The sequence below is a fragment of the Sphingopyxis sp. P1IMeth2 genome (genome assembly GCF_900185685.1).
GTDB classification, from domain to species: Bacteria; Pseudomonadota; Alphaproteobacteria; order Sphingomonadales; family Sphingomonadaceae; genus Sphingopyxis; species Sphingopyxis terrae_A.
This window is the reverse complement of sequence record NZ_FYAT01000001.1, coordinates 784856-808094: the sequence shown is the minus strand read 5'-3', so window position 1 is coordinate 808094 and position 23239 is coordinate 784856. Positions and strand designations below refer to the sequence as shown.

The following is a 23239-nucleotide window of genomic DNA, read 5'->3' as shown; positions in this document are numbered from 1 at the left end:
TTTCCCTGTCATGCGCCGATGGATCGTCATTCCCGGCCTGATCGCTGCGATTGCGCTGGCGCTATGGTGGGCGCCCGCGCGCTGGAGCTTGCTGATCTGGACGCCGTTGCTGCTCGTGGCGCTTTACGACGTCATGCAGTCGCATCATTCGCTGCGCCGCAACTATCCGCTGATCGCGCGCATCCGCTGGCTGTTCGAGGCATTGCGGCCCTTTCTTTACGCTTATGTCGTCGAAAGCCCGCTCGACGGCCGTCCCTTCGCGCGCAACGAACGCGATCTGGTCTATGCCCGCGCCAAGGGGCAGCTCGACAGCCATCCCTTCGGAACCGAACTCGACGTCTATTCGGACGAATATGAATGGATGAGCCACAGCATTGCGCCCGCCGAAGCGCATGACCGGACGCGGCGGGTCCGCGTCGGAACCGCACAATGCGCACGGCCTTATGATGCGGCGCTCCTCAATATTTCGGCCATGAGCTTTGGGTCGCTCGGCGCCAAGGCGATCGAGGCGCTCAATCTTGGCGCCAAGGCAGGCGATTTCTACCACGATACCGGCGAAGGCGGCTTCAGCCCCTATCACCGTGTCCACGGCGGCGACATCGTCTGGGAGCTGGGCAGCGGCTATTTTGGTTGCCGCGATGATGAAGGTCGTTTCGACCCCGATCGCTTTCGCGATGCCGCGCAACATGATCAGGTCAAGATGATCGAAATCAAGCTCAGCCAAGGCGCGAAGCCGGGGCATGGCGGCGTCTTGCCAGGCCCGAAGGTGAGCGCCGAGATCGCTGCGACGCGCGGAGTTCCCGAAGGCAAGGATTGCGTGTCGCCGGCCGCGCATTCCGCTTTCTCGACGCCGATAGAAATGGTCGAATGGGCGGCGAAGCTACGCGATCTCACCGGCGGAAAGCCGGTCGGGATCAAGCTCTGCGTCGGCCAGCCGCACGAAATCTATGCCGTCATGAAGGCCATGCTCGAGACGGGAATCCGCCTCGACTATATCGTCGTCGACGGCGCCGAAGGCGGCACCGGCGCCGCTCCGGTTGAATTTTCGAACCGCGTCGGCATGCCGCTTCGCGAAGGCTTGATCTTCGTCCGCAACGCGCTTGTCGGCTGCGGGCTCAAGGAAGAAATCCGTCTAGCCGCCTCGGGCAAGGTGCATTCGGGCGCCGGGCTCGCGGTCAATTGCGCCCTCGGCGCCGACTGGTCCAACGCGGCGCGCGCTTTCATGTTCAGTCTCGGCTGCGTCCAGTCGCTCAAATGCCACACCGACGAATGTCCGACGGGCGTGGCAACGCAGGATGCCGGACGCCAACGCGGTCTGGTCGTCGAGGACAAGGCCGAACGGGTCCGCCGGTTCCAGGCGTCCACCGTGTCGGCGCTATGGGATATCAGCTGCGCAATGGGGCTCGACGATCCATGGCAGATAAGGCCGCACCATCTCCACGAGCGGCTGAATTCGGCACGCTCGGATTCGATCGACCGCATCTACAGCTTCTACCCGCGCTCCATTCTGCTCGACGATCCGGGATCGGTCGCCAGCGCGCGCTATTGGGCCATGGCGCGTGCCGACAGCTTTCGCGCCGCCATCGAAGGCACGCCCGGTGAGCGTTAGATCAGGCTGATCGCCGCCAATTCGCGATAGAGCTCGGGCGGCAGATCGCCGATTCCGCTCGCGCCATCCGCAGTCTTGGGCGCATCGGCCTCGCTCAGATAACGCCAGCCCTGGTGCGCACGCTTGGGCTGCGGATGAACGGGTTCGAGCCTGGCCGCACACACAATATCGACCCGCCCATCATCCCGATCGTCAAAAGCCAGGATTTCGACGCGCCCGACGATCATGTGACGAATGATGAAATGCAATCTGCCGCCGATCAGTTCGTCGGCACGTTTCGGCTTGAACCGCGTCGTGAACCGCACTTCGCCCTGCTCTGCGCGTGCGGCAATCCGCGCATCCAGCGACGGATAGTCGGGACAACCCACAGCAACACGGGTGAGATGGAGCTTTGCCATATCCGCCAAATGGGGATTCCGCCGCTAAAAGAAAAGCCGGCCTCTCACGAGACCGGCTTTTGTTCAGCCGAACAATGTTCCCAGCCCGACCGCGGGGTCGATCCAGCCTTCGTGGATCATCTTGACCGCGACATAGAGGATGACGGCAAGGCCGACATAGGCGATCCAGCGATAGCGCTCGATATATTTGGCGATGATATTCGCCGCGATACCCATCAGTGCGACCGCGAAGATCAGCCCGACGATCAGGATGCCCGGATGCTCGCGCGCCGCGCCGGCAACCGCAAGCACATTGTCGAGACTCATGCTGACGTCGGCGATCGCGACCGCCCAGGCGGCGGCGGCAAAGCTTTTGGCAGGCTTCAACCCCGAATGTTCGTCGCCCTCAATCTCGGGTGATCCGGCCGAATGCGCGCCTTCGCGCAGTTCGCGCCACATCTTCCAGGCGACCCAGATCAGCAGCAGACCGCCGACGAAGATCAGACCGACGATCTGCATCAACTGCGTGACGACAAGGGCAAAGGCAATGCGCAGGACGAGCGCCGCCAGAACGCCGATCAGGATCACCTTCTTGCGCTGATCGGCGGGCAGTCCTGCGGCGAGCGCGCCGACGACGATGGCATTGTCGCCGGCCAGCACGATGTCGATCATCAGCACCTGCACGAAGGCAGCGAGCGCGGCGGGTTCAGTGATGTTCGAAAAATCGGCGACGATGTGCGACCAGATTTCGCCGAACCCACCGGGCCCGGCAGTGGCCGCCGCCTGCGTCAACATGTCCAAAATCACACAGCGTCTCCGAAATAGCTCACCCCCGGCACGGGGTCGTAAAAGCGATGCAGCAGCGCCCGCCACCGTTCATAGCGGTCGGATCGACGAAAACCATCGCGATGATCCGCGACCGTTCGCCATTCTGCCAACAACAGATAGGGCTGTCCGGTTCCCAACGCCCCGACGAAGGGTCAGCGAAATGAAGCCGGGCGAGGCTTCGATCAGCGGCCGCGCTTTGGCGATGGCCGCTTCGAATTCCACTTCCATTCCAGGCCGGACCGGCAGCGAGGCATGCTCGATCACGGCCATCGCGGCTTACTGGTTCATGCTGTCGAAGAAATCTTCGTTGGTCTTGGAATCCTTGATCTTGTCGAGCAGGAATTCCATCGCATCGACCGTGCCCATCTGCATGAGGATGCGGCGCAGCACCCACATTTTGCTGAGCTTGTCCTTCTCGACGAGCAGTTCTTCCTTTCGGGTGCCCGACTTGCCGACGTCGAGCGACGGGAAAATGCGCTTGTCGGCGACCTTGCGGTCGAGGACGATTTCGCTGTTACCCGTGCCCTTGAATTCTTCGAAGATGACTTCGTCCATGCGGCTGCCGGTATCGATCAGCGCGGTCGCGATGATCGACAGCGATCCGCCTTCCTCGATATTGCGCGCAGCACCGAAGAAGCGCTTGGGACGCTGAAGCGCGTTCGCATCGACACCGCCGGTCAGAACCTTGCCCGAGCTCGGCACTACGGTGTTGTATGCGCGGCCGAGGCGGGTGATCGAGTCGAGCAGGATGACGACATCCTTTTTGTGCTCGACTAGCCGCTTCGCCTTTTCGATCACCATTTCGGCGACCTGGACGTGGCGCGTCGCGGGCTCGTCGAAGGTCGAGGAGACGACCTCGCCATTGACGCTGCGCTGCATGTCGGTGACTTCCTCGGGCCGCTCGTCGATCAGCAGGACGATCAGATAGACCTCGGGGTGATTGTCGGTGATCGCCTTCGCGATATTTTGCAGCAGCACCGTCTTACCCGTGCGCGGCGGCGCGACGATCAGCGCGCGCTGGCCCTTGCCCTGCGGGCTGACGAGATCGATCACGCGCGCCGACTTGTCCTTGACGGTCGGATCGATCGTATCGAGCTTGAGCTTCTGGTTCGGATAGAGCGGCGTCAGATTGTCGAAATTGACGCGGTGGCGCACGACCTCAGGATTGTCGAAATTGACGCTGATCAGCTTGGTCAGCGCGAAATAGCGTTCGCCGTCCTTCGGCGCGCGAATTTCGCCCTCGACGGTGTCGCCGGTGCGCAGACCATATTTGCGGACCTGATTGGGCGACACATAGATGTCGTCGGGACCGGCAAGATAATTGGCTTCGGGACTACGCAGAAAACCGAAGCTGTCGGGCAGAACCTCGATCGTTCCCGATCCGATGATTTCCTCGCCCTCTTCGGCGAGCTCCTTGAGGATCGAGAACATCAGATCCTGCTTGCGCAGCGTCGAGGCGCCCTCGACGCCCAGCTCTTCAGCCATTTCGACGAGCTGCGCGGGCGATTTTGTCTTGAGTTCTTTAAGATGCATGGATGGATTCCAGGTAACAGAAATATAGGAAAATTCGTTCGATACGGCGCACCAGGCGGTGCCTATCCGGCCGGGGGACGACCGTTCACGATAGCTTCGGCGCCAAGATCGCGCCGCCGACGGAAAGCCGGGTTGATCGGCCCCTAAGCCGCCGATTTCGTCAAGTCAATCGGCTGTCGCCGAGACGAGAGGTCAAAAGGGCCGGACGACCGCCAGAATGACGATGATCGCCGCGGCTACGCCCGGTACCTCGTTGAGCATCCGCAGGCGCTTTTCGGACAGAGGTCGTTCGCCGCGCTTCAGCTTCTTGAAATAGCCGATCGTCCAGCCGTGATAGCCCGACAGAAGCAGGACAAGCAGGAGCTTGGCGTGAAACCAGCCCTGCGACCAATAGCCACCATTGAAAGCGAGCATCAGACCCAGGATCCAGACGAGGACGAGCGAGGGATTGAGGATGATCTTGCGCAGGCGATCTTCGCGCTCGATCCATTTCCTGTCCTCGTCCGACCCCACCGCACATTGGTGATGATAGACGAAAAAGCGCGGCATCATGAAAAGACCCGCCATCAGGAAGATGACGAAAATCACATGCGCCGCTTTCACCCACAACATCGTGACCCCCAGAAATCCAGTCCAGTCTGCCATCCCGCTACTCGCCTCGCACGCGCCTGATCAGATGTTCGACATGGGCTATGGGCGTGTCGGGCACGATACCATGGCCGAGATTGAAGATATGGGGCCGTTCGGGGAAAGCTGCAAGGATGCGATCGATCGCAGCGTCAAGAGCCGGGCCGCCGGCGACCAGCGCGAGCGGATCAAGATTGCCCTGCACCGGTAGATGATCGGGAAGATCATCATTGGCCCAAGCGGGATCGACCGTTTCGTCAAGACCGATCGCATCGGCGCCGACCCCGCGGGCATATGCCGCCAGCTTGCCGCCCGCGCCCTTCGGGAAACCGATGATCGGCGTGTGGGGATGGAGCGCCTTCAGTTGCCGGACGATTTCGGCATTGGGGGCGATCACCCAGCGTTCGAACTCGGCAGGGGACAGGCTTCCTGCCCAGCTGTCGAACAACTGGACCGCCTCGACCCCCTGTTCGATCTGCCCCGACAAATAGGTCACGCTGAGGTCGACGATCGCATCGATGATCGCGCCGAATGCCACCGGATCAGAGAGCGCCATGCGCCGGGCGGCGGCCTGGTCCTTCGATCCCTGGCCGGCGACCATATAGGTGGCGACCGTCCAGGGACTGCCGGCAAATCCCAGAAAGGTCGTCTGGGGCGGCAAGGCAGCTGCCACGCGCGCTACGGTAGCATAGACCGCGTCGAGCCGCTCAGGCGCCGCCTCAAGCGACGCCAGAGCGCTATCGACGAGTGCCGGGGCCAGCCGCGGCCCCTCACCCGTCTCGAACCACAGCCGCTGCCCCAGCGCATGCGGCACGACCAGAATGTCCGAAAAGAGAATGGCACCGTCGAATCCGAAGCGGCGGATCGGCTGCAATGTTACTTCGGCCGCAGCTTCTGGATCATAGCATAGTTCCAGAAAGCCGCCCTTCGTCGCCCGCAACGCACGATATTCGGGAAGATAGCGACCGGCCTGGCGCATCAGCCACAGGGCGGGCCGTTCCTGCCGCACCCCACGCAGCGTTGCCAGCAAGCTCTTCGATGACGCCTTCACGCGGCCCCTCTTTCTCTCTTCATAATATATATAAATGATTGTGGTGGATTGTTGGCGGGCGGATAAGCGCGCTTTAGGCGCAGCCGCCCTTTTTGCCAACAGCTTGACTCCGGCTGGTCCGCCAAACGCCACGGAGTCGTTGGCTCTCATCCCCGCTATTCACAGCCTGTGGATAAGACTTGTCCCTTGTGGATAAGCGGTGGGACGGAATCGACGCGGCCGGGGATGGAATCGCCCTGCCGATTTCATCCCGGGGCTTGTCCGCGAACTTATCCACAGCCTCGGAATTTCGCTTCACGGCTTGCCTTTTCGGATCGCAAGGCGGCAAGAGAGGTGATGGACCGCCTCCACCTTCACCTGATATCCGATTCCACCGGCGAAACGCTCGAAAATATCGCCAAGGCGGCGATCGCACAGTTCGACGACGTCGAAGTCGTACGCCATTTCTGGCCGATGGTGCGCTCGGAATCGCATCTCGACCGGATCATGGCGGAGGTCCAGGCGAGCCCCGGCATGATCCTCTTCACCCTCGTCAACGGTGAGTTACGCGCCAGTCTCGAGCGCCGCGCCGAGGCCCAGGGCCTGCCGCTTGTTCCCGCGCTCGACGCCGTAACCGATGCCTTGTCGCGCATGCTCGGGCAGGAAGCCAAGGCGCGGCCGGGCCGTCAGCATGCGCTCGATGCCGCCTATTTCGCGCGCGTCGAGGCGATCCAGTTCACCGTCGCGCATGACGATGGGATCGGCTGGGAAAATTGGGAACAGGCCGACATTCTGCTCGCTGGCGTCTCGCGAACCTCCAAAACGCCGACGAGCATCTATCTGGCGAACCGGGGGTACAAGACGGCCAATATTCCGATCGTTCCTGAATCGCCGCCGCCCGACGCCCTCTATCATCTGAAGCGTCCGCTCGTCGTCGGGCTGACGACCAGCCTCGACCGCCTCGTCCAGGTGCGCCGCAACCGTCTGCTCTCGCTCAATCAGGCGCCCGAAACCGCCTATGTGGACGATGAACGCGTGAAAGCCGAAATCGCTTATGCCCGCCGCATGTTCGCCGACAATGACTGGCCGGTGATCGACGTGACGCGCCGTTCGATCGAGGAAACGGCGGCTGCGGTGATCAAGCTGGTCGAGGATCGCGGGGGCCGGACGGCGTGATGCAGATCGTCCTTGCATCGCAGAGCAGCGGCCGCGCAGCGATGCTGCGCGCTGCCGGCATCGCGTTCGAAGCGACCGCGGCGCATGTCGATGAAGAAGCGCTGACGGCCGGTCTCGTTGCCGCCGGCCAGACGGCGCGCAACATTGCCGATGCGCTGGCGGAGGCCAAGGCGATCAAGATTTCTTCTCGGCTGCCTGGCGTTACCGTAATCGGTGCCGATTCGACGCTCGCGCTTGCCGATGGAACAATGCTCGCCAAGCCCGCGAGCCCCGATGAGGCGGCAGACCATCTGCGCCGCATGGCGGGGACGCGGCACAAATTGTTCAGCGCGGTCGTTGCAGCGCGCGACGGCGCGCCGGTCTGGCGCGCGATCGGCGAGGCGCGGCTGTGGATGCGGCCCTTGTCGGACGCCTTCATCGCCGACTATGTGGCGCAGCATTGGGACAGCATCCGCTGGACCGTCGGCTGTTACGAAATCGAGGGGGCGGGCGTGCAATTGTTCGATCGGGTCGAAGGCGATCCCTGGACGATCATCGGCATGCCGATGCTGCCGTTGATGGCATGGCTGCGCGCCACCGGACTGGCGCCGCAATGACCGCTGCCGAGCCCGCGCCTTATGCCGAGGTGATCGGCGATCCGATTGCCCAGTCGAAATCGCCGCTGATTCATCGCTTCTGGCTCGATGCGCTGGGAATGAAGGGCGACTATCGGCCCGCGCATGTGAAACCTGACGATCTGGCCGCCTATATCGCCCAGCGCCGGACCGATCCCGCCTGGCGCGGATGCAATGTAACCATCCCGCACAAGATCGCGGTGATGGATCTGGTCGATGATCCGGGCGACATTCGCGGCACGATCGGTGCGATGAACACGATCGTGCGGCAACGCGACGGATCGCTTATCGGGACCAACACCGACGCCGCGGGCTTTTATTCCCCGCTCGCCGAACTCGATCTCGAAGGCGCGCCGGTCGCGCTAATCGGCGCCGGGGGCGCGGCGCGAGCGGTGCTTTTTGCGCTCGCGCGCGCGAACGTGGGGCATGTCACCATCCTCAACCGTTCGCCGCTGAAGGCGATGGGCCTGCTTGCCACATTTGGCCTCAAGGGCGATGTCGTCGCGCTCGATGCCCCGCTTCCGCCGGCCGCGTTGCTCGTGAATTCGAGCAGTCTTGGCATGACGGGGCAGCCGCCGCTCGATCTCGATCTGTCACCGTTGCCCGACGATGCGATCGTATACGATCTTGTTTACGCGCCGCTGATGACAGGGCTGCTCCGCGCTGCGGACGCGCGCGGGCTGGACATCGTCGATGGGCTCGACATGCTGATCGGTCAGGCGGCCTTAGCGTTCGAGCTGTTTTTCGGCGCGCCGCCGCCCGAAGGTCGCGACGAGGAATTGCGCGCGATTCTCACCGCATGACGCATTACAAGCGCCCCGGATCGCGGCTTCGCCGACCGTTCATTCTCGGCCTGACGGGTTCGATCGGCATGGGGAAGTCGACCGCGGCAACGATGTTCGAACGCGAAGGGGTGCCGGTGTTCGACGCCGATGCCGAAGTTCACCGCCTGCAAGGTCCCGGCGGTGCCTTGGTCGCCGCGATCGAGGCGCGCTTTCCCGGCACCACCGGTCCGCGCGGCGTCGATCGCCAGGAACTCGGCCGCCGCGTGCTCGGCAACCGCCACGAGCTTGTCGCACTCGAAGCGATCGTCCATCCCGCAGTCGGCCGCGCGCAGAAGAAATTCCTTGCCCGTCACCGCGCGCGCGATGTCGTCGTGCTCGACATTCCGCTCCTGTTCGAAAAAGGGGGCTGGCACCGCGTCGGCGCAGTCGCCGTCGTCACCGCACCGATGTGGATCCAGCGCAAACGCGTGCTGCGCCGGCCCGGCATGACCAATGCAAAGTTCAAGGCGATCCGGGGCCTGCAGGTTCCCGATCGCGTCAAGCGCGCGCGCGCCGATTTCCTGATCGAAACCGGCCGCCCGAAAAGCGAGACCCATCGTCAGATTCGGCGGATCGCCTCTTGTTTCCATGCGCAATAGGGTCCAGATTGTTTGAAAGATGCGTGAGATAATCTTCGATACGGAAACCACGGGCCTCGACCCCAGAACGGGGCACAGGCTGGTCGAAATCGGGTGCATCGAATTGATCGACCGCCGCGAATCGGGGCGGACCTTTCACGCCTATTTTCATCCCGAACGCGATATGCCCGCCGAGGCCGAGGCGGTGCACGGCCTTTCGATCCAGTTTCTGTCCGACAAGCCGCTCTTTGCCGCGCGCGTCGACGAATTGCTCGACTTTCTTGGCGATGCGCCGATGGTGGCGCACAACGCCGCTTTCGACTTCGGCTTCGTCAACGCCGAGCTGGCGCGCGTCGGCCGGCCGCCGCTCGATATGGCGCGCATGTGCTGCACCGTGCAGATGGCGCGCAAGCTTCATCCGGGCGCCAAGCACAGCCTCGATGCGCTTTGCACGCGCTACGGCATCGACCGCAGCCACCGCGTCAAGCACGGCGCGCTGCTCGACGCCGAACTGCTGGCGCACCTTTATATCGAAATGACCGGCGGGCGGCAGATCGGGCTGGGGCTCGCCGCCGAACCCGCCGCCGCGGCGCGGGGTGCCGCACCGGCACCCGTCCGATCCGTCGCCCCCACCCGCCCGTTTCGCGAACCGCGCCCGCACGGTGCAACCCCGGCCGAACTGGCGCGTCATGCAGAATTCGTCGCCACACTCAATCAACCTCTGTGGCACGATAGTCCCTGATCGCGGCTCCCCCGCGATCCCGTGGACATGACTGAAGGAGAAGAAAAATGGAAATCCGCGTCTCTGGCCACCAGATCGAAACCGGCGAAGCGCTGCAGGCGCATGTGTCGGACCGGATGAACGCGATTGCCGACAAATATTTCTCGCGCGCGATCGGGGCGCACGCGACCTTCGGAAAGGGACCGCACGACAGTTTCCAGTGCGACATTGTCGCGCATGTCATGCAGGGTCTGGTCCTGAAAGGCCATGGCCAGGCGCAGGACGCGCATGTTGCGTTCGAGGGCGCGGCCGACCGTATCGAAAAGCAGCTGCGCCGCTATATGCGCCGGCTGAAGGATCGCAACAATGGCAATGGTGCGCAGTTGGTGACGATCGAGACGATCGAGGACAATGCCAGCTATGTCGTTTTCGACGGCGGCACCGATGATGAAGATGCAGGCGATGCGCCGGCGATCATCGCCGAAACCCGCGTCGATATCCCGACGAGCAGCGTGTCCGATGCGGTCATGATGCTTGATTTGCGTGACACCAATGCGCTGCTTTTCGTCAACAGCAAGACGGGGTCGCACAACATGGTCTATCGCCGCCGCGACGGCACCATTGGCTGGGTCGAGCCGCGCTAGCAGACAATAGGGCTGGATTTTCTCTGCCGTTCGGCCTAAGGGCCGCGCCCAACAAAGCCCGAAAGCCGGACGGCGGGGGCCAGCCTAGTACGCTCAAGCGAACCAACGCCAACAGGATGACCCGCGTGGCGTCGCCTTGCGGCCATGCAGATTTGACCAGACCAATGAACCTATCCTCCCTCCTTTATCCCGCCACCGTGCGCGCCAATGTGCAGCTCGATTCCAAAAAGGCGCTGTTCCCCTATGTCGGCGAACTGGCGGCGCGGTCGCTGGGACTCGACGCGGGCGAAGTGAGCGAGGCGCTGCTCGAGCGCGAGCGGCTCGGTTCGACCGGCTTTGGTCGCGGCATTGCCTTGCCGCATGCCAAGATGGCCGATCTCAACGGCGTGCGTGGCATGTTCCTGCAGCTCGCGCGGCCGATCGATTTTCAGGCGGTCGATGGTTTGCCGGTCGATCTTCTCTTCATACTGCTGTCGCCGCTCGACGCGGGCGCCGACCATCTGAAGGCCCTCGCCGGCGTATCGCGTATGCTGCGCAATGAGAGCATTGCCGAACGATTGCGCGGTGCGAAGAATGACGAAGCGCTCTATGCCATGCTCGTCGATGCCGAAGCGCGCGACGCGGCCTGACCTTCCGGGGCGGATGCTCCGATGACGCGCTTCACCAGCCGGTTCCTCGTCGATCTTCTTATCCGCGAAACCGAGGCCGCGGGCGGATTCGCTGCGGTTCTTGCCGCGGGCGACGATCATTCCGGCTCGATCCTCGTCCAGTGCAGCGACCGAGGGGTGGCGGGGCCGCTGCTCGAACGCCGCTTTGCGATGACTGGCAATTATATATGGGAAGCGGTCGGACCCGATCCCGCGAGCGATGGTGAAGAACGCGCAAACTATCAGGACCGGCGGCGAAAAGCCGATTCCGACTTGTGGATCGTCGAACTGGATATCGCAGATGCGCCACGTCTCGTCGCGGAGTGGGGCGCGTTAACTTGACTCTGTTGCGGCGCACAATAGGTGCCCGGCCACTTGATAACGCGTAGGTCGTATCGCGGGTTGCATCCGTCTTTTCGGACAGGCCCGATTTACCGATATGGACACGCAGTCGGATGACGACCGCAGGTGGTTCAGGATCAACGATCCCCCAGCCTGTTAGATTTAGGTTCGTCAGCCGCCCTTTTGACGGATTAGATGAGTCGTATTCTGAACGCTGCCAGCGTGGCTGCCGTGGGCATCACTGCCTTTGCCGCGCTGTCGTTGGCCGAACCCGGCTTCGCCAGTGATCTGGCCGCCGACGCCAACATTCCCGCGATCACGCTGCCCGCCGCCGATGTTCCGGCCGACAGCGATGCGGCAGCTCCGTCGACCGAAGCCGAAACGCCGGTCGATACCGCCACCGACGACAGCGCTGTTGCCGATACATTGGCCCAGTTGGTCGCGGCGACCCCGAAGCCCGAGACGATCGATCCCGAACTGCGCTGCCTCGCGCAGGCGGTCTATTTCGAATCGCGCGGCGAATCGCTCGCGGGGCAGCTCGCGGTCGCACATGTCGTGATCAACCGCGCGAAGTCGGGCCGCTTCCCGACGAGCCTGTGCGGCGTCGTCCATCAGCCGAGCCAGTTCAGCTTCGTGCGCCGCGGCAAGATGCCCGCCGTGCGCAATGCCGGCCAATGGTCGAATGCGATCGCAATCGCGCAGATCGCGCGCGACGGCAGCTGGCAGAACAAGGCGCCAGGCGCGCTGTTCTTCCATGCGCGCTACGTCTCGCCCGGCTGGCGCAAGACGCGCATCGCGCAGATCGACAATCATATCTTCTATCGCTGAATTCGAGGGTGCGGGGGCCACGCCCCCCACCTCGTTCATTGCCAAGCCATTTTTGCTGGCGCATGATGCGGGCATGACGCGTCAATTTTCCGTCGCCCTGCTCGCGGCAGTGGCGCTTGCGCTCGGCGGCTGTGCCACGGCGGTTCCCCCCGTCGAGGTTACCCGCTTCCATAACAATGCAACCGCCGGCCTGGCCCCAGGCACGCGCTATGCCGTCGAAGTGCTGCCGCACGGCGATGCCTCGGCGACGGGCGGCGCGGCGCAGCCGTCACTCGAATGGAACAGTTATCGCATCGCGGTGGAGCGTCAGCTGCAGTTGCTGGGCTTCGTCGCTGCGCCCGAAGGAGCGGCCGCGCCGCTCAAGGTTCGCATAGCCTTCGACCGCAGCGATCGCATGCCGCTTGCGAAGCGTTCGCCGGTTTCGGTCGGCGTTGGCGGATCGACCGGCAGCTATGGCTCGGGGGTGGGCCTCGGTATCGGCATCAATCTTGGTGGCGGGCCGAAACAGATGCAGGATCTGCAGCTGTCGGTGCGTATCGATGACGCGGCCACGGGCCAGGCCGTGTGGGAAGGCCGGGCGCTCAGCGCGGTGCCGGTGAAGGCGCCTGCGGCACAACCGTCGATTGCTGCCGCGAAATTGGCCGAAGCCCTATTCAAGGACTTCCCCGGCGAATCGGGACGCACTATCAGCGTTCCATGACAATCAGCATCAACGCCGCCTTCGACAGCGGCAATATCGTCGTGGATTCGATCGATGGCACGCGTGCCCGCCTTTCGATCCGCAAGGATCGCGAATCCGATTTCTTCCAGTGGTTCCATTTCCGCGTGGGCTGCGCGGTGGGCGATGAACTTGAACTGGCGATCGCCGGGCTCGGCGATTCGGCCTATCCCGATGGCTGGCCCGGCTATGCCGCCTGCGCCAGCTATGACCGCGAAAACTGGTTCCGGCTCGACACCGGCTACGAAGCCGGGACGCTCACCATCAACCACAGCGCCGAAGGGCAGCTTCTGTGGATCGCCTATTTCGCGCCCTATTCGATGGAACGGCATCACGACCTGGTCGCCTCTGTCGCTGAATGCGACGGCGTTTCCTATCGCTGTCTCGGCACCAGTCTTGAGGGGCAGCCGATCGACTGCCTCGAAATGGGCACCGGGCCGGTCCAGGTGTGGCTGTATGCGCGCCAGCATCCGGGCGAGAGCATGGCCGAATGGTGGATGGAAGGCGCGCTTGAGAAGCTCACCGATCCGGCCGATCCCCATGCCCGGTCGCTACGGCAGAAATGCCGTTTCCACCTTGTACCGAACATGAACCCCGATGGGTCGCGCCGCGGTCATCTGCGCACCAACTATGCCGGGGTGAATCTCAACCGCGAATGGGACAATCCCACTGCCGATCGCAGCCCCGAAGTGCTCGCGGTGCGCAATGCGATGGACGAAAGCGGCGTCGATTGGGCGATGGACGTTCATGGCGACGAGGCGATTCCGGCGGTGTTCCTCGCGGGTTTCGAGGGCATCCCGTCGTTGAAGGACGAGCAACAGGCGCGCTATCTGGCCTTCCAGTCCGCCCTTGCCGCCAACACGCCCGATTTCCAGACCGCGCTCGGCTATGAAAGCTCAGCGCCGGGCAAGGCCAATCTGTCGATGTCGACCACGCAGCTCGCCGAGCGCTTTGGTGCGGTGTCGATGACGATCGAAATGCCGTTCAAGGACAATCGCGATCTGCCCGATCCCGTCGCCGGCTGGTCGCCCGAACGCTCGAAGCTGCTCGCGCACGCGTGCCTCGCGACGCTGGATCAGATGCTTTGACCGATGCTGCAGGTCGGGACGGCTGGCATATCGTCGAGGACGATCTGTCAGGCGCCCCGATCCGCGCGCTGCTCGGACGGCATTTTGCCGGCATGCTCGCAAACTCGCCCGAGGAAAGCTGCCATTTTCTCGATTTCGAGGGACTGAAGGCCCCCGGTGTTACCTTCTGGTCGATTCATTGCGGCCCCGATCTGGCGGGTTGCGGCGCGCTGAAGCGGCTCGATGGCCGGCACGGCGAGATCAAGTCGATGCGCACCGCCGACGCCTTTCTGCGCCGCGGTGTCGCCGCCCGGATGCTGAGCCACATTATCGAAGTGGCCCGCGCGGCCGGGCTTGAGCGGCTCAGCCTCGAAACCGGGTCAGGCGCTGCCTTCAAACCGGCGCTCGCGCTCTACCGGCGACATGGCTTCACCGATTGTGGGCCATTCGCGGATTACAGGCCCGATCCATTCAGTCGCTTCATGACGCGCGCAATCTAGCAACGCCGAGCAGAAACGGGGCCCGGAAGGGACAGCCGGACCCCGTTCGTACGGCCCATTCGGACCGGCGTTAGCCGCTGGCTTACGCGGCTTTCTTGGCTTCGATCGCCGTGGGCTGCGTGCCGCCGATGGCAATCTTGTGCGGCTTCATCGCTTCGGGCACTTCGCGCACCAGGTCGATGATCAGCAGCCCGTCGGCGAGGTCAGCGCGATCGACGCGCACGAAATCGGCAAGCTGGAAGCGGCGCTCGAAGGCGCGCGTCGCAATGCCGCTATACAGAAGCTGGCGCGTTTCGCCTTCCTTCGCGGGCGCCTTGCGGCCGCTGACGGTCAGCATATTCTGCTGCGCGGTGATGTCGATCTCGTCGCTCTTGAAACCCGCCACCGCGACAGTGATGCGGAAATGGTCGTCGGCGACCTTCTCGATATCGAAGGGCGGATAATTTTCGGCAGAACCGCTGTTTTCCAGAAAGTCGAACAGACGATCGAAACCGACGGTCGAGCGGCGATAGGGGGTCCAGTCAAAGCTGTTACGCATGGGTCATTCCTTCCTTGCAAAGCGAAGTCATCGGGCCGCGGCATGGCCTGCCGCGGCTTCCATCCGGCCCCGTTTTGGCGACCGGATGTTCCGAATCTGGGATGGCGCCGACCCTTTTCAAGAGGGGCGGTGGCCCTTGCCCGAAAGCCGCGCTATGGCGCCCCCGAATCGCCCGCGCGGGCGCGCCCTTTGTCGAAAGGACAGATCATGCCGCAGCTCATCCTCATCCGTCACGGCCAGTCGCAGTGGAATCTGGAGAACCGCTTCACCGGCTGGTGGGACGTCGATGTCACCGAAAAAGGCGCGGCAGAGGCGTGGGCGGCGGGCGAACTGATGAAGGAAAAGGGTATAGCACCCGACACCTGCTTCACCTCGGTCCAGACGCGCGCGATCAAGACGCTCAACCTCGCGCTCGAGGCGATGGGGCGGCTCTGGCTGCCGGTGACGAAGGATTGGCACCTCAACGAACGCCATTATGGCGGGCTCACCGGCCTCGACAAGGCGGAGACCGCGGCCAGGCATGGCGAGGATCAGGTGAAGATCTGGCGCCGCAGCTTCGACACCCCGCCGCCGCCGCTTGAGGCCGGCTCGCCTTACGATCTGTCGGGCGATCCGCGCTATGCGGGCATCGCGATCCCGGCGACCGAAAGCCTGAAAGACACCATCGCGCGCGTTCTTCCCTATTATGACAGCGCGATTGCGCCGCAGCTGCGGGACGGCAAGACGGTGCTGATCTCGGCGCACGGCAACAGCCTACGTGCGCTGGTGAAGCATTTGTCGGGCATTTCCGACGCTGACATCACCGGCCTCGAAATCCCCACTGGCCAGCCGATCGTCTATGATCTGGACGACGATCTGACGGCGCGCGAGCGCTATTATCTCAGCGAGCGGTGAGCCACCCCGTCATTGCTTCGCTTTGCTCGCAATGACGATTATCCGGGAAGCGATCAGTCGCGCAGCAGTTCGTTGATGCCCGTCTTCGCGCGCGTCTGCGAATCGACGCGCTTGACGATGACGGCGCAGTAGAGCGACGGCCCCGGCGTTCCGTCGGGAAGCGGCTTGCCCGGAAGCGAACCCGGGACAACGACCGAATAAGCCGGAACCTCGCCGATGAAGACCTCACCGGTCGCGCGGTCGATAATCTTGGTCGATGCGCCGAGATAGACGCCCATCGACAGTACCGCACCCTCGCGCACGATCACGCCCTCGGCCACTTCGGCGCGCGCGCCGATGAAGGCGCCGTCCTCGATCACCACGGGTCCGGCCTGCAGCGGTTCGAGCACGCCGCCGATCCCCGCGCCGCCCGACAGGTGGACGTTCGCGCCGATCTGCGCGCAGCTGCCGACGGTGGCCCAGGCATCGACCATCGATCCCTCGCCGACATAGGCGCCGATGTTGACGAAGCTCGGCATCAGCACGGCGCCCTTGCTGATGAAGGCGCCGCGGCGGACGATCGATCCGGGAACGGCGCGGAAGCCCGCATCGCGGAAGCGGTTCTCGCCCCAGCCGGCGAATTTCGACGGAACCTTGTCCCACCAAGTCGCGCCGCCGGCGCCGCCCTCGATAATCTCCATGTCGTTGAGGCGGAAGGAGAGCAGCACCGCCTTCTTGAGCCACTGATTGACCTGCCACGTTCCGCCGGCATCGCGCTCGGCAACGCGGAAGCTGCCGTCATCGAGGCCCGCGAGTGCCGCCTCGACCGCGTCGCGCACCGCGCCGGTCGTCGTCAGACCGAGCGTCTCGCGTGCATCCCAGGCGGCTTCGATCGTCGATTGCAGGTCGGTGCTCATGAAATTCCCCAAGGTTACGGCCCAAAATGTTCCGGAAGCGCATCAAGCCAGTCGGCGATGTCGTTCACATGAAAATCGACATGGTCCGGCAGGTGGTCGCGATGGCCGCTTTCGCTGCCATTGTCCAGCCATACGGTCGTCATTCCCAGCGCCTTGGCGGGGGTCAGATTGCGCGCCATATCCTCGACGAACAGGCTCTTCGCCGGATCGATTCCGAGATGGCCGATCATCATGCGATAAGCTTCGGCGTCGGGCTTCGGCGTATAGCGCGTCGAGCGAATATCGCAGATGCCGTCGAACAGATCGGCGATGCCCCGCGCGTCGAGCACGCGCGCCGCATAATCGGCATCGGCGTTGGTGAAGATCAGACGGCGGCCGGGCAGGCGCTCGAGTCCGGCGCGCAGCCGCGCATCGGGCGCCAGCCGGTCGAGAGGAATATCGTGGACGTCGACTAGGAAATCTTCGGGATCGACGCCGTGGTGGCGCATCAGCCCCGCCATCGTCGTGCCGTGATCGTGGAAATACTGCTTTTGTACACGCCGAGCTTCGACGGCATCGACGTCCATCAGACGCATGATGAAAGCGCCCATGCGCGCGTCGATCAGGTCGAACAGCCGCGCCGACGGATGGTAGAGCGTGTTGTCGAGATCGAAGATCCAGCAGTCGATATGATCGATCGGTACCGTCATGACGCCGCGCGCCATAGGACGCGCCGCCCGCGACGGCAAGGTAGCCGTGGCACACTTTGCAGTTCCCATGTTACCCCGCTAAGCAGGCTGCCACTGGGCAGCAGGGGACAGACTTATGAAATCGACGATGCTTCTTCCGCTCGCGCTGGCAGGCGCGCTGCTTTCGGCGCCGGTTGCGGCGCAGGCGCCGACGCGCACGGTGATCCACGCCGGCAAATTGATGGCGGAGCCCGGCAAGCCGGTGCGCGGCGCGACGACGATCATCGTCGAAAATGGCAAGGTCGTTGCGATTCTCGACGGCTACCAGCCGGCCGATGCCGGCGCGGTGCTGATCGATCTCAAGGACAAATATGTCCTGCCCGGCCTGATCGACAGCCACGTCCACCTGACCAGCGATGCTGGCGGTCTGGCGGGCCAGCTCGAGGAAGTGACGCTCAGCCCTGCGGCTCAGGCCTTCAATGCCGAGGTAAACGGCCTGAAGACCCTGCGTGCGGGCTTCACCACGGTGCGCAATCTGGGCGATGGTGACGGGGCCACGCTGGCGCTGCGCGACGCGATCCTGGCGGGGAAGGTGCAGGGGCCGCGCATCGTCGATGCGGGCAACGCGATTTCGGGTAGCGCCGGACATATGGACGGATCGCTCGGCTATCGGGACGAACTGCGCCCCTATTTCCAGGGAGCGGGGAACACTTGCAACGGTGCCGACGATTGCCGCCGTGCCGTCCGGCTTCAGGTCGGGCGCGGCGCCGACGTGATCAAATTCGCCTCGACGGGCGGCGTCAACAGCCGCATCGGTGCAGGGCTGGGCAAGCAGATGTTCGACGACGAAGCCAAGGCGATCGTCGCTACCGCGCATATGTTCGGCAAAAAGGTCGCGGTCCATGCGCACGGTGCCGACGGCATCCGCCTGGCGCTCGACGCCGGCGCCGATTCGATCGAGCACGGCACGATCCTCGACGAAGCGACGATCGCCGCCTGGACGAAGTCGAAGGCTTATTATGTTCCGACCCTGTCGACCGTGAACGGCTACAAGGAGCGGCTGGCGGCGAACGCCAATGCCTATGAACCCGATGTGCTCGCCAAGATTCGCTGGCGCATCTCGATCACCGGCAAAAGCCTCGAGCAACTCGTCCCGCGCGGCGTGCGTATCGCCTTCGGCACCGACGCGGGCGTGTCCAAGCATGGCCGCAACGCCGACGAATTCGAACTGATGGTCCAGCACGGCATGACGCCCGTTGAAGCGCTGAAGGCTGCGACGGTCAACGCCGCGGATCTGCTGGGCCTGTCGGACGAAATCGGCACGATCGCGCCGGGCAAGAGCGCGGACATCATCGCGGTGGCGAGTGACCCGGTTGCCGATGTGACGGTGCTGAAAAAGGTCGACTTCGTGATGGCGCGGGGGGCAGTGGTTGATTGACCCGCAGCATCATCGCGAGGAGCGAAGCGACGCGGCAATCCAGTGCTGCATCGACCAGCTCCGGATTGAGCCGCTTCGTTCGCAATGACGCGCTCTATTATGCCAACGCCGCGCGCAACCGCAGCCACCGCTCCAGCTTCGCCGCATAGCCCACCGTATTCGCCGCGCTGCTTGATGGCAGATCGACGAGCGCGACGCCCTCAAGCACGGGCACTTGCCTTCGCCCGATCGCTGCGGCCTTGTTGCCGTTGAAGGCGATCATGCGCAGATCGGGCAGTGCCGCGATCAGGGCGCCAAGGTCGTGCGCCTCGGCCTCGCGGATCAGCGAATCGCTGCTCGTAAGCCGCTCGGCCGAACGGATCACGTCCCATAGCCCGATCTTCGCATCCGCGAGCGCGCCCAGCCGCTCGTCATAGGTCAGGACGGCGAGCGGCCGGTCGATCGCGGCGCCTACCAGCCGCCAGAACTGGTTCGTTGGATGCGCATAATAGCGCCGCTCGGCGAGGGAACGCGCGCCGGGCAGGCTGCCGAGAATCAGCAGGCGCGTGTCGGGCGCGACGTGCGGTGCGAAGCTGGCGTGGCGGACCGGAGGCATTTACGGGGCGCTACCGGCCGGAAATCCGCGGCGCAAGCCGCTTGACGCTTGACCGCAAAGGGAATCACCGCTAGGGGCGCCCCCGATCGAAAGCGGCGGACTTCTCGCCAAACTCGTTCACAACAGCGCTTGAACATTGCTGGCGCGGATGGAGCCTCCGGAGGACGAATGTGTCCGCCGGGGTCTTTTGCTGTTATCAGGTCGGGGCATTTCGATGCCCCGGAGCTTCATCCACCGCGGTAGAGTAACCGTTCGCTCCGATGGGCGGACACTTGAAGGTGAAGCATTCATGCCCACGATCAACCAGCTGGTCCGCAAGGGCCGGACTCCGCAGAAAGTGAAGTCCAAGGTCCCGGCGATGGAAGCAAACCCGCAGAAGCGCGGCGTTTGCACCCGTGTCTATACGACGACCCCGAAAAAGCCGAACTCGGCGCTCCGCAAGGTTGCGAAGGTCCGCCTGACCAACCAGCGCGAAGTCATTTCCTACATCCCCGGCGAAGGCCACAACCTCCAGGAACACAGCGTCGTGCTGATCCGCGGCGGCCGTGTGCGCGACCTTCCCGGTGTCCGTTACCACGTCCTGCGCGGCGTTCTGGACACCCAGGGTGTGAAAGACCGCAAGCAGAGCCGTTCGAAATACGGTGCGAAGCGTCCGAAGTAAGGACGGCTTTTTCGGCTATTTGATCATCCCGCGGGCGCGTTGCGCCGGGATGCTGTTGTAAAAGGAATTACCTATGGCTCGTCGTCGTCGTCCTGAACGCCGCGAAATCCTGCCCGATCCCCGTTTCGGGGATGTCGTGCTGTCGAAGTTCATGAACAGTGTCATGCTCGACGGTAAGAAGTCGGTCGCCGAAAGCATCGTCTATGGCGCACTCGAAGCGGTCGAAGCCCGCGCCAAGAAGGAGCCGCTCGGCGTGTTCCATGAGGCGCTCGCCAATATCCGTCCGAATATCGAAGTCCGCAGCCGCCGCGTCGGCGGTGCGACCTATCAGGTTCCGGTCGAAGTCCGTCCGGACCGCGCGCAGGCGCTCGCGATCCGCTGGCTGATCACCGCGGCGCGCAACCGCAGCGAAACCACGATGGCCGCGCGCCTGTCGGGCGAACTGCTCGATGCGTCGAACAATCGCGGCAACGCGGTCAAGAAGCGCGAAGACACGCACCGCATGGCCGAAGCTAACCGCGCCTTCAGCCACTACCGCTGGTAATTTGCGAGGGCGCCCCCCGGCGTCTCGCAATCGCAACAAAACTTCCTATATCGGGGGCGGCTCCAAAGGCTTCCCCCAAAAACCGAGGAAAAGATCATGGCACGCAGCCATCCGCTCGAACGCTATCGCAATTTCGGTATCATGGCGCACATCGACGCCGGCAAGACCACGACGACCGAGCGCATTCTCTATTACACCGGCAAGTCCTACAAGATCGGCGAAGTCCACGACGGCGCTGCCACGATGGACTGGATGGAACAGGAACAGGAACGCGGCATCACGATCACGTCGGCTGCCACCACCTGCCTGTGGAAGGCCGATGAAGGTCAGGGTCCGGAACACCGCCTGAACATCATCGACACCCCCGGCCACGTTGACTTCACCATCGAAGTCGAACGCAGCTTGCGCGTCCTCGACGGCGCCGTCGCCGCGTTCGACGGCGTTGCGGGTGTCGAACCGCAGTCGGAAACCGTGTGGCGCCAGGCGGACAAGTACAAGGTTCCGCGGATGTGCTTCATCAACAAGCTCGACCGCACCGGCGCCAATTTCTATTACTGCGTTCAGACGATCATCGATCGTCTGGGTGCGGTGCCGGCCGTCCTGTACCTCCCCATCGGGGCGGAATCGGACTTCAAGGGCCTCGTCGACCTCGTCAACGAACGCGCGATCATCTGGAAGGATGAAAGCCTGGGCGCCGAATTCTTCTACGAAGACATCCCGGCCGACCTCGCCGACAAGGCTGCCGAATATCGCGAAAAGCTCGTCGAACTCGCCGTCGAACAGGACGACGATGCGATGGAAGCCTATCTCGAAGGCACGCTGCCCGACGTGGCGACGCTGAAAGCGCTGATCCGCAAGGGCACGCTCGGCCAGGCGTTCGTTCCGGTCCTGTGCGGCTCGGCGTTCAAGAACAAGGGCGTCCAGACGCTGCTCGACGCGGTTGTCGATTATCTGCCTTCGCCGCTCGACATCCCCGACGTCCAGGGCATCAACCCCGACACCGAGGAAGCCGATTCGCGTCCGACGTCGGACAGCGCACCGCTGTCGATGCTCGCGTTCAAGATCATGAACGACCCCTTCGTCGGTTCGCTCACCTTCGCGCGCATCTATTCGGGTACGCTCTCGAAGGGCACCTATCTGAACTCGGTGAAGGACAAGAAGGAAAAGATCGGCCGTATGCTCCTCATGCACGCCAACTCGCGTGAGGACATCGAAGAAGCCTATGCGGGCGACATCGTCGCGCTCGCCGGCCTCAAGGAAACCACGACGGGCGACACGATCTGCGCGAGCAATGCGCCGATCATCCTCGAACGGATGGAATTCCCCGAGCCGGTCATCGAGCTGTCGGTCGAACCCAAGACCAAGGCCGACCAGGAAAAGATGGGCGTTGCCCTCAACCGCCTGGCAGCCGAGGATCCCTCGTTCCGCGTCTCGACCGACCATGAATCGGGCCAGACGATCATCAAGGGCATGGGCGAGCTTCACCTCGACATTCTCGTCGATCGCATGAAGCGCGAATTCAAGGTCGAAGCAAATGTCGGTGCGCCGCAGGTGGCGTATCGCGAAAGCCTCGCGAAGCCGGTCGAAGTTGACTACACCCACAAGAAGCAGTCGGGTGGTTCGGGTCAGTTCGGTCGCGTCAAGGTCCAGGTCACCCCGGGCGAGCGCGGCAGCGGCGTCACCTTCACCGACGAGATCAAGGGCGGCAACATTCCGCGCGAATATATCCCGGCGGTCGAAAAGGGTTTCCGCGAATCGGCTGAAAACGGTCACATGATCGGCTTCCCGATCATCGACTTCGACATCAAGCTGATCGACGGTGCGTACCACGATGTCGACTCGTCGGCGCTGGCGTTCGAAATCGCGGGCCGTGCGGCGATGCGCGAAGTGGCGGCAAAGGCCGGCATCAAGCTGCTCGAACCGGTGATGAAGGTCGAAGTTGTTACCCCTGAAGAATTCATGGGCGACGTGATCGGCGACCTCAACAGCCGTCGTGGCCAGATCCAGGGTACGGACAGCCGCGGCAACGCCCAGGTGGTTGAAGCCATCGTGCCGCTCGCCAATATGTTCGGCTACGTCAACCAGCTGCGTTCTTTCACCCAGGGCCGGGCCCAGTACACGATGCAGTTCTCGCACTATGAAGAAGTGCCGAACAACGTCGCGGACGAGGTGAAGGCGAAGATGGCCTGATCCGGTTTGGCCGTGCGGGGCTTGCCTCGCACGGCGGACCCGGACAAGCGCGGGCTTGCACCGCGCAGCAAGACCTACTAAGGGCGGCGCCTGATTCAGCAGGCTCGTCCAGGACTGATCAACTCAACACGCGAACAAGAAGGTTCAAGAAA

The 23239-nt window shown here is 63.5% G+C and carries 28 protein-coding genes; 18 read left to right on the top strand and 10 right to left on the bottom strand.

Annotation, left to right across the window (positions count from 1 at the left end; all coding sequences use genetic code 11):
• The first annotated feature begins 10 nt into the window (after positions 1-10).
• Entirely contained in the window at positions 11-1609 is a 1599-nt protein-coding gene (locus tag P1IM2_RS03850) for an FMN-binding glutamate synthase family protein (protein WP_062901406.1), read from the top strand.
• On the opposite strand, the gene P1IM2_RS03845 is transcribed toward P1IM2_RS03850, so the two are convergent.
• The 6 genes from P1IM2_RS03845 to hemE form a co-directional block, all read right to left on the bottom strand.
• A complete protein-coding gene (locus P1IM2_RS03845) occupies positions 1606-2007 on the bottom strand; it encodes a DUF1489 family protein (protein WP_062901405.1) in 402 nt (133 codons plus the stop codon). The two genes, P1IM2_RS03850 and P1IM2_RS03845, sit on opposite strands and share 4 nt — an antisense overlap.
• 63 nt (positions 2008-2070) lie before the next feature.
• Positions 2071-2781: a TerC family protein gene (locus P1IM2_RS03840; protein ID WP_062901404.1), complete on the bottom strand. Its 711-nt coding sequence runs from the start codon at positions 2779-2781 to the stop codon at positions 2071-2073.
• A gap of 81 nt (positions 2782-2862) precedes the next feature.
• The gene (locus P1IM2_RS19035) at positions 2863-3042 is read right to left on the bottom strand and encodes an antibiotic biosynthesis monooxygenase family protein (RefSeq protein ID WP_409574527.1); all 180 of its coding nucleotides are present in this window, start codon (positions 3040-3042) and stop codon (positions 2863-2865) included.
• Positions 3043-3090: 48 nt separating this feature from the next.
• Complete coding sequence (rho, locus tag P1IM2_RS03835; protein ID WP_003042126.1) at positions 3091-4347, bottom strand: transcription termination factor Rho; 1257 nt, start codon at positions 4345-4347, stop codon at positions 3091-3093.
• A 192-nt stretch (positions 4348-4539) separates the two neighbouring features.
• Positions 4540-4992: a CopD family protein gene (locus P1IM2_RS03830; RefSeq protein ID WP_062901402.1), complete on the bottom strand. Its 453-nt coding sequence runs from the start codon at positions 4990-4992 to the stop codon at positions 4540-4542.
• Between the two features lie 4 nt (positions 4993-4996).
• Positions 4997-6025: a uroporphyrinogen decarboxylase gene (gene hemE, locus P1IM2_RS03825; protein WP_062901401.1), complete on the bottom strand. Its 1029-nt coding sequence runs from the start codon at positions 6023-6025 to the stop codon at positions 4997-4999.
• A 336-nt stretch (positions 6026-6361) separates the two neighbouring features.
• Here hemE and P1IM2_RS03820 point away from each other — a divergent pair, with 336 nt between their 5' ends.
• From P1IM2_RS03820 to P1IM2_RS03765, 12 genes are all read left to right on the top strand, one after another.
• Positions 6362-7180: a pyruvate, water dikinase regulatory protein gene (locus tag P1IM2_RS03820; RefSeq protein ID WP_062901400.1), complete on the top strand. Its 819-nt coding sequence runs from the start codon at positions 6362-6364 to the stop codon at positions 7178-7180.
• The gene (locus tag P1IM2_RS03815; RefSeq protein ID WP_082819859.1) at positions 7180-7776 is read left to right on the top strand and encodes a Maf family protein; all 597 of its coding nucleotides are present in this window, start codon (positions 7180-7182) and stop codon (positions 7774-7776) included. The genes P1IM2_RS03820 and P1IM2_RS03815 overlap by 1 nt, the downstream gene beginning before the upstream one ends.
• Positions 7773-8597 (top strand): shikimate dehydrogenase, encoded by an 825-nt coding sequence (gene aroE, locus P1IM2_RS03810; protein ID WP_062901399.1) that lies wholly within the window; start codon positions 7773-7775, stop codon positions 8595-8597. Before P1IM2_RS03815 ends, aroE begins: the two co-directional genes overlap by 4 nt.
• Complete coding sequence (gene coaE, locus P1IM2_RS03805) at positions 8594-9217, top strand: dephospho-CoA kinase (RefSeq protein ID WP_062901398.1); 624 nt, start codon at positions 8594-8596, stop codon at positions 9215-9217. Before aroE ends, coaE begins: the two co-directional genes overlap by 4 nt.
• Before the next feature lie 19 nt (positions 9218-9236).
• Positions 9237-9938: a DNA polymerase III subunit epsilon gene (dnaQ, locus tag P1IM2_RS03800; protein WP_062901397.1), complete on the top strand. Its 702-nt coding sequence runs from the start codon at positions 9237-9239 to the stop codon at positions 9936-9938.
• A 47-nt stretch (positions 9939-9985) separates the two neighbouring features.
• Positions 9986-10561, top strand: a complete 576-nt coding sequence (gene hpf, locus P1IM2_RS03795) for a ribosome hibernation-promoting factor, HPF/YfiA family (RefSeq protein ID WP_003042145.1) — start codon at positions 9986-9988, stop codon at positions 10559-10561.
• 164 nt (positions 10562-10725) lie between these two features.
• On the top strand, positions 10726-11190 hold the full coding sequence (locus tag P1IM2_RS03790; protein WP_062901396.1) for a PTS sugar transporter subunit IIA: 465 nt from the start codon (positions 10726-10728) through the stop codon (positions 11188-11190).
• A 21-nt stretch (positions 11191-11211) separates the two neighbouring features.
• Positions 11212-11550: a DUF1491 family protein gene (locus tag P1IM2_RS03785; protein ID WP_186401462.1), complete on the top strand. Its 339-nt coding sequence runs from the start codon at positions 11212-11214 to the stop codon at positions 11548-11550.
• Between the two features lie 195 nt (positions 11551-11745).
• The gene (locus tag P1IM2_RS03780) at positions 11746-12378 is read left to right on the top strand and encodes a cell wall hydrolase (protein WP_062901394.1); all 633 of its coding nucleotides are present in this window, start codon (positions 11746-11748) and stop codon (positions 12376-12378) included.
• A gap of 73 nt (positions 12379-12451) precedes the next feature.
• The gene (locus tag P1IM2_RS03775) at positions 12452-13078 is read left to right on the top strand and encodes a DUF4136 domain-containing protein (protein ID WP_062903067.1); all 627 of its coding nucleotides are present in this window, start codon (positions 12452-12454) and stop codon (positions 13076-13078) included.
• The gene (locus tag P1IM2_RS03770; RefSeq protein WP_062901393.1) at positions 13075-14184 is read left to right on the top strand and encodes a M14-type cytosolic carboxypeptidase; all 1110 of its coding nucleotides are present in this window, start codon (positions 13075-13077) and stop codon (positions 14182-14184) included. The genes P1IM2_RS03775 and P1IM2_RS03770 overlap by 4 nt, the downstream gene beginning before the upstream one ends.
• On the top strand, positions 14181-14663 hold the full coding sequence (locus P1IM2_RS03765; RefSeq protein ID WP_186401461.1) for a GNAT family N-acetyltransferase: 483 nt from the start codon (positions 14181-14183) through the stop codon (positions 14661-14663). The genes P1IM2_RS03770 and P1IM2_RS03765 overlap by 4 nt, the downstream gene beginning before the upstream one ends.
• Before the next feature lie 82 nt (positions 14664-14745).
• Here the strand turns inward: P1IM2_RS03765 and P1IM2_RS03760 are convergent, their stop codons facing one another.
• Positions 14746-15201 (bottom strand): Hsp20 family protein, encoded by a 456-nt coding sequence (locus P1IM2_RS03760; protein WP_062901391.1) that lies wholly within the window; start codon positions 15199-15201, stop codon positions 14746-14748.
• 207 nt (positions 15202-15408) lie between these two features.
• Between P1IM2_RS03760 and gpmA the strand changes: the two genes are divergently transcribed.
• Entirely contained in the window at positions 15409-16095 is a 687-nt protein-coding gene (gene gpmA / locus P1IM2_RS03755) for a 2,3-diphosphoglycerate-dependent phosphoglycerate mutase (protein WP_062903066.1), read from the top strand.
• A 53-nt stretch (positions 16096-16148) separates the two neighbouring features.
• Here gpmA and dapD read toward each other — a convergent pair whose 3' ends face one another.
• Both dapD and P1IM2_RS03745 read right to left on the bottom strand, forming a co-directional pair.
• Positions 16149-16991 carry a 2,3,4,5-tetrahydropyridine-2,6-dicarboxylate N-succinyltransferase gene (dapD, locus tag P1IM2_RS03750; protein WP_186401460.1) on the bottom strand — a complete coding sequence of 281 codons (843 nt, stop codon included), beginning with the start codon at positions 16989-16991 and terminating at the stop codon, positions 16149-16151.
• 14 nt (positions 16992-17005) lie between these two features.
• Positions 17006-17680 carry a pyrimidine 5'-nucleotidase gene (locus P1IM2_RS03745; RefSeq protein ID WP_062903065.1) on the bottom strand — a complete coding sequence of 225 codons (675 nt, stop codon included), beginning with the start codon at positions 17678-17680 and terminating at the stop codon, positions 17006-17008.
• Positions 17681-17795: 115 nt separating this feature from the next.
• On the opposite strand from P1IM2_RS03745, the gene P1IM2_RS03740 reads away from it, so the two are divergent.
• Positions 17796-19097, top strand: coding sequence for a metal-dependent hydrolase family protein (locus P1IM2_RS03740; protein WP_062901390.1), 1302 nt, complete (start codon positions 17796-17798; stop codon positions 19095-19097).
• A gap of 97 nt (positions 19098-19194) precedes the next feature.
• Here P1IM2_RS03740 and P1IM2_RS03735 read toward each other — a convergent pair whose 3' ends face one another.
• A complete protein-coding gene (locus P1IM2_RS03735) occupies positions 19195-19692 on the bottom strand; it encodes a DNA-deoxyinosine glycosylase (protein WP_062901389.1) in 498 nt (165 codons plus the stop codon).
• Positions 19693-19981: 289 nt separating this feature from the next.
• Here P1IM2_RS03735 and rpsL point away from each other — a divergent pair, with 289 nt between their 5' ends.
• The 3 genes from rpsL to fusA all read left to right on the top strand — a co-directional run bounded on the left by rpsL (position 19982) and on the right by fusA (position 23087).
• Positions 19982-20353 (top strand): 30S ribosomal protein S12, encoded by a 372-nt coding sequence (rpsL, locus tag P1IM2_RS03730; protein WP_003042180.1) that lies wholly within the window; start codon positions 19982-19984, stop codon positions 20351-20353.
• Positions 20354-20426: 73 nt separating this feature from the next.
• The gene (gene rpsG, locus P1IM2_RS03725) at positions 20427-20897 is read left to right on the top strand and encodes a 30S ribosomal protein S7 (RefSeq protein WP_003042192.1); all 471 of its coding nucleotides are present in this window, start codon (positions 20427-20429) and stop codon (positions 20895-20897) included.
• Positions 20898-20993: 96 nt separating this feature from the next.
• Positions 20994-23087, top strand: coding sequence for an elongation factor G (gene fusA / locus P1IM2_RS03720; protein WP_003042194.1), 2094 nt, complete (start codon positions 20994-20996; stop codon positions 23085-23087).
• Positions 23088-23239 lie beyond the last annotated feature (152 nt).